Genomic DNA, 5,810 nt, shown 5'->3' on the forward strand with positions numbered 1-5,810 from the left:
AGGACGAGACAGTGCTCGGGCCGCCAGCCGAACTCCACCGTCTCGCCGCCGTTCCAGCGGTCCTCCATGCGCGCGCGGGCCGTGTTCTGCTCCAGCACCGACAGCGTCACGCCGGGGGCGAGTTCGATCAGATAGGTGGTGGTCGGGCCGCTGTACACGGTGTCGCGGATCACACCGCTGAGCATCGACATGCCCGGTTCGAAGTCCGACAGCCAGATCTTCTCGGGGCGTACGGACACGCTCACGGCGGTGCCGTCCGCGATGCCGGTCCGGGAGCCGACGGGCAGCGCCGGACCCTGGTCCAGGGCGACCTCACCGCTTCGGTAGGTGCCGGTCATCAGGTTGGAGGTGCCCATGAAGGACGCCACGAAGCGGGTGGCAGGGTGTTCGTAGACGTCCTCGGGGGTGCCGCACTGTTCGATGCGCCCCTCGTTCATCACCGCGATCCGGTCGGACATGGTCAGCGCCTCGTCCTGGTCGTGGGTGACGAAGACGAAGGTGATGCCCACCTCGCGCTGGATCTGCTTCAGCTCCACCTGCATCTGCCGGCGCAGCTTCAGGTCGAGGGCGGCCAGCGGCTCGTCCAGCAGCAGGACGGCCGGACGGTTGACCAGCGCACGGGCCAGCGCGACGCGCTGGCGCTGGCCGCCGGAGAGCGTGCGGGGCTTGCGGTCGGCGAGGCCGGCGAGCTGGACCAGCTCCAGCATCTCGCCGACACGCTGCCGGATCTCGGTCTTGGTGACGCCCTTGCGCTTGAGACCGAAGGCCACGTTGTCGGCGACGCTCAGATGGTCGAACAGGGCGTAGCTCTGGAAGACCGTGTTGACGTTGCGCCGGTTGGGCGGCAGCGAGGTCACGTCCTCGCCGGCGAGCAGCACCGACCCCTCGGTGGGGTCACTGAAACCGCCGATCATGCGCAGCGAGGTGGTCTTGCCGCAGCCGGAGGGGCCCAGCAGCGAGAAGAAGTGGCCGACCTCGATGTCGAGGTCGAGATGGTCGACGGCGTAGGAGTCCGCGAACTGCTTGGAGACGCCATCGAGCCGGACGGCGGGGGTCGCGTCCATGGATCACTCTCCGGAGAGTATGTCGAGGCCGCCGCGGCGGCCGAAGAGGCGCGGGATGAACAGGGCCAGGGCGATCAGGCAGATCGACCCCGCGAGCATGAGCGTGCCGACCGCGTTGATCGTGGGCTGCACCCCGAAACGGATCGCCGAGTAGATGCGTACCGACAGCGGCTGGGGGTCGACGCCGGTGGTGAAGTAGGCGAGGACGAAGTCGTCGAAGACCAGCGCGAAGATCAGTACGGCACTGGCCAGGACCGCGGGCAGCAGGGCCGGCAGCGTGACCAGCCGTACCGCCTGCCAGCGGGTGGCGCCGAGGTCCATCGCGGCCTCCTCCACCTCCGGGTTCAGCGCGGCGACCCGGGACCGGAGGATGACCGTCACGTAGGAGATGGAGAAGGTGATCTCGGCCAGCATCACCGTGCCGGTGGACAGGGCCACGCCCAGCCCCTTGAACAGCAGCATCGACGCGACACCCGTGACGATCTCCGGCGTGATCAGCGGCACCAGCATGACCAGGCCGGCCAGCGATCCGAGCCGGGTGCGGCAGCGGACCAGACCGAGCGCGAGCGCCACCCCGAGGACGACCGAACCGGCCATCGCCACCAGCGAGATCCGCAGGCTGGTGCCCAGGGACGAGATGAGGACGTCGTCGTGGACGAAGGCCCGGTACCAGCGCAGGCTGAACCCGCCGAAGACGGTCAGGGACTTCTTGGAGTTGAAGGAGAACAGGGCCACGACGCCAATGGGCAGGTAGAGCAGTGCGAAGAAGAGCGCCGTTACGGCGATGAGAATGCGGGGCTTGCGGCCGGCGCGGCCGCGTCGCGAGCGGGTCCGGGCGGCCGGACGGGACGGGGCGGTGGCGGAGGGCAGGCGCAGCAGGGTCATCGGCGGGCCTCCGCCTCGTCCTTGCGGGTGCGCCGCAGGTAGCCGAACATGCCGATCAGCAGGACCAGCATCAGCAGCATCGTGAGCGCGGATCCCAGCGGCCAGTTCTGGCCCTGGAAGAACTTGTCCTGGATCAGGTTGCCGATCATGATCTGGTCCGGGCCTCCCATGAGCTGTGCGCTGACGAAGTCGCCCATGGCCGGCAGGAAGACCAGGACGAGCCCGGCCGCCGCGCCCTGCCGCGTCGCGGGCACGGTGACGTAGAAGAAGGTGCGGACCGGGCCGCCGTACAGGTCGCGGCCGGCCTCGATGAGCGAGACGTCCAGCCGTTCCAGGGCCGCGTAGAGCGGGATGATCATGAAGACGACGAAGCCGTAGACGAGTCCCGCGACCACGCCGACGCCGGTGTTGAGGATCTTCGTGCCGCCGTCGGCCAGTCCCACGGCACGCAGGGCGCGCAGCACGGGGCCGTCGTCGGACAGGACCACCGACCAGCCGTACATCCTGACCAGGTAGTTGGCGAAGAACGGCACCACGATCGCGGCGATCAGCGCGTGTTTGTACCGTCCGCCGTGCAGGGCGATGGTGTACGCCACCGGGTAGGCGATCAGCAGGCAGATCGCGCAGGTCAGCAGGGCGTAGCCGAGAGAGCGGACCAGGACCTCGGTGTAGGCGGGATCGGCCAGGGCGCGCACGCCGGACAGATCGAAGCCGAAGCGCGGGTTGCCGAGGTCGTCCGTGGTGCCGACCGCGAGGACGGCGACGAGCACCAGCGAGGCGATCAGGAAGCCTGTCATCCACAGGGTGCCGGGCAGCATGAACCAGGTCCATATGCGGGTGCCGGTGGCGTTCGGACCGCGACGGCGGGCGGGAGACGGGCGGTGACGCAGCAGTGCCATGGGTCAGCCCGCCTTCACATGGGTCCAGGCGGTGTCGCGGGCGTCCTCCGCCGCGCGGCTGCCGTTGCGGAAGAACAGGTCCGCCTTGAGGTCGTCCTCGGTGACCAGGCACTCGGGGAAGGGTTTGACCAGGTCGGCGTAGGTCTTCTCGGTACCGGCCACCGGCATCGGGTAGCCGATGTACTCGATGTTCTTCTTCACGTTCTCCGGCCGCAGCATGTAGTCGATGAACAGCATGGCGGTGCCGGGGTGCGCGGCGTTCCAGGGGATGGCGTAGCAGTCGGAGTTGATCGGTGTGCCCTCGCGCGGCGCCTCGAAGCCGAAGACGGAGGGGTCCTTGGCCTGGTTCAGCATGGCGGCCATGTCACCGCTCCACGCCTGCGTCATGAACGCGTTGCCGTTGAGGAGATTGTTGTAGCTGTCGCTGGAGAAGCCGCGCAGGCGCGGTCGCAGGGTGCCCAGCAGGGAGGTGATGCGGTCGAGATCGCCGGTGTTCCCGGTGCTGACCTTCAGGCCGAGTTCCAGGGCGCCCATGCCGAGGACCTCGTCGCGGTCGTCCAGCAGGAAGACCTTGCCCCTGGCCTTGTCGCTCCACAGGTCCTTCCAGGAGCCGGTCAGTTCGCCGATCTTGTCGCGACGCCAGCCGATGCCGGTCTTGTACGCGGTGAAGGGGACGGTGTGTGCGGAGCCGGGGTCGTACCAGGGGTCGGCGAAGTAGGCGTACTTGCCGAAGATCGCGTGGGACTGGGTGAGCTGGGAATGGTCGATACGGCGCAGCCGGCCGCCGCGGACCAGGCGCTGGGCCCATTTGGCCGTCGGGAAGACGATGTCGTAGCGGTTGCCGGCGTTGAGTTTGGCGACCATGCCCTCCATGGAGTCGAAGTTCGACTGGATGACCTTGACGCCGTATTCCTTCTCGAATCCCTTGAACACGGACGGGTCGACGTAGTCGGCCCAGTTGAAATAGACGAGATCGCCGTCTACGTGCGGCCTGACCGGGGCGAGCTGCCCGGCGTCGGGCGTTTTCGCGGGCATGAACCCGCAGCCGCCGGCCGCGGCGCCCAGCAGGCCGAAGGCGCCTGCCCGCAGCATGGCGCGTCGGGTCGGCGGTGGTACCTCGGGGGACATGGAACGTCCTCTCCGTCGAGGAACGGCACAACTCCAGGGCGGGACCGGCTGGTCGGCTCACGGAGGCCCTGACTCCGTAGTGAAGACCGGTCTGGGGAGGGTGCGACGTACGTCAGCGGGGGAGCGGTAAGCCCGACCGGAGGCGTACGGCGAGGGGCGCGCGAGAGGACGTCACTGCGTGGCCCCCTCCAGGTCGTCCCGGAGCCGGCGGGCGAACCAGCCCACGGCGGCCTCGCGCTGCGACAGCGGCCCCGGCTCGAAACCGGGCGTGGTGAGGCCGGCCTGCACGCGCTCCACCAGCTCGGCGTCCTCGTCGTTGGTGACCCAGCCGATGTGGATGTTGAGCCGCCGGGCCAGCCGGGTGCGCATGCTCTCCCCGTGCCGGGTGTAGAAGCCACCTGGGATCGCCGCCCGGTCCTGGGCGGTGGGCAGGGCGGTCCATGCGAGCACGTGGTCAGGGTAGAAGTCGATGAGTGTGTTCGGGTAGATCACCGCGTACCGCCACACGCGCCGGTCGTCCTCGTTCAGTCCCGGCATCGGGGTCGCGAGGCGCTGGTACAGCCGCTCGGTCCAGTTCGAGGAGGGCTTGTCGCGCAGCGGGGACTCGAAAAGGACGTAGTTCTCCTGCACGTCCACGGTGTACGCCTGGTAGTCGAGCAGGCGCATGAGCGCGGGGTGGGCCACGGGGACGTGATAGCCCTCGAGGTAGTTGTCGACGATCACCTTCCAGTTGGCGTTCTGCTCCTCGCCGCCCGCAAGGTCGTGGATGCGGTGCTTTCCGACGGGTACGAGGCCGGGTCCGGCGTAGCGGCCGACGGCTTCGGCGAGCCCGGCGCAGCTCTCCGCGAGCGGGGTCGCCTCCATGTCGAGGTTGACGAAGACGAAGCCGAGGAAGGACTCCACATTGACCGGGTGCAGTCCGAGCCTGGGCTTGTCGAGGCAGGGGATGCGACGCGCCTCGGGGGCGCCGACGAGCCGTCCGTCCAGCTTGTAGGTCCAGCCGTGGTACGGGCAGCGGATCGCCTTGCCGGACGGCTCGGGTTCGGTGACCAGGCGGGTGCCGCGGTGCCGGCAGACGTTGAGGTGGGCGGCGAGGCTGCCGTCCTCCGTGCGGACCACCAGAACCTCCCGGCCGGCGGCTGTGGCGGTCAGCCGTGCACCGGGGCCGGGGAGGTCGGACTCGTGGCACACGAGCTGCCAGGACTTGGCGAAGATGCGGTCGGTCTCGGCCGCGGCGATGGCCGGATCGGTGTAGTAGTGCGCCGGGAGCGCCTCCCCGGGGTGCTCGGAGTGTTCGGAGTGCTCGGGATGCGCGGGGTGCCCGGGGGGCGGCGACGGGGCAGGGGAGACGGGGTCGGCTGCCCGGGTGGTCGGCGGGTTCATGGGGTCCTCCTCCGCGCCGCGGCGGCGGCGATGGGCGGTGAGGCTGTGCCCGGAAAGGGCGGCAGGTGCGGCTTGCGCAGGCGTCGGGGCCTGCCGCGATCCGGCTGACTAATTGGTTAGTCAGAGTGGGCCGAGGGCGGGATCAAGTCAAGACTTGTGGCCTGACTAATTAGTTAGTTAGTGTCGTGGCAGGCGGATGGCCCAGGCCGCAGAACGGCCTCCCCGTGCGCATTCCGCAAGCCCGCGGACCCCGGTCCGCGCCACACCGGGCATCCGGATCCGGACGCCCCGGTCCCCGGGCGGTGCTCGGCCCCGGCCGTGCATCCACCCCGTCCAGTCGGCCCCCCGCCCCTCTCGTCACGGCGCCGGCCGTGGGGTGAGTGTGGCGTGCGTGTGAGAAGGGGGACGTGTCGGCTTCGCGACGTTTGTTCAGCGTAGGGAGACCACTACC

General features: G+C 69.3%; 5 protein-coding genes. All 5 read right to left on the reverse strand.

The features are described from left to right. Nucleotides 1-1,064, reverse strand: a 1,064-nt coding sequence (locus tag AB0H32_RS46220) for an ABC transporter ATP-binding protein (protein WP_361135088.1), incomplete at its 3' end; no start/stop codon positions are given. 3 nt (nucleotides 1,065-1,067) lie between these two features. Next, nucleotides 1,068-1,949: an ABC transporter permease gene (locus tag AB0H32_RS46225; protein ID WP_361135091.1), complete on the reverse strand. Its 882-nt coding sequence runs from the start codon at nucleotides 1,947-1,949 to the stop codon at nucleotides 1,068-1,070. Beyond that, complete coding sequence (locus AB0H32_RS46230) at nucleotides 1,946-2,848, reverse strand: ABC transporter permease (RefSeq protein WP_361135094.1); 903 nt, start codon at nucleotides 2,846-2,848, stop codon at nucleotides 1,946-1,948. The genes AB0H32_RS46225 and AB0H32_RS46230 overlap by 4 nt, the downstream gene beginning before the upstream one ends. 3 nt (nucleotides 2,849-2,851) lie before the next feature. Beyond that, nucleotides 2,852-3,976, reverse strand: a complete 1,125-nt coding sequence (locus tag AB0H32_RS46235; protein WP_361135097.1) for a spermidine/putrescine ABC transporter substrate-binding protein — start codon at nucleotides 3,974-3,976, stop codon at nucleotides 2,852-2,854. A gap of 171 nt (nucleotides 3,977-4,147) precedes the next feature. Then, nucleotides 4,148-5,359 carry an aromatic ring-hydroxylating dioxygenase subunit alpha gene (locus AB0H32_RS46240; RefSeq protein ID WP_361135100.1) on the reverse strand — a complete coding sequence of 404 codons (1,212 nt, stop codon included), beginning with the start codon at nucleotides 5,357-5,359 and terminating at the stop codon, nucleotides 4,148-4,150. Between the last annotated feature and the right edge of the window lie 451 nt (nucleotides 5,360-5,810).

The sequence above is a fragment of the Streptomyces sp. NPDC020362 genome, assembly GCF_040642095.1.
GTDB lineage: Bacteria > Actinomycetota > Actinomycetes > Streptomycetales > Streptomycetaceae > Streptomyces.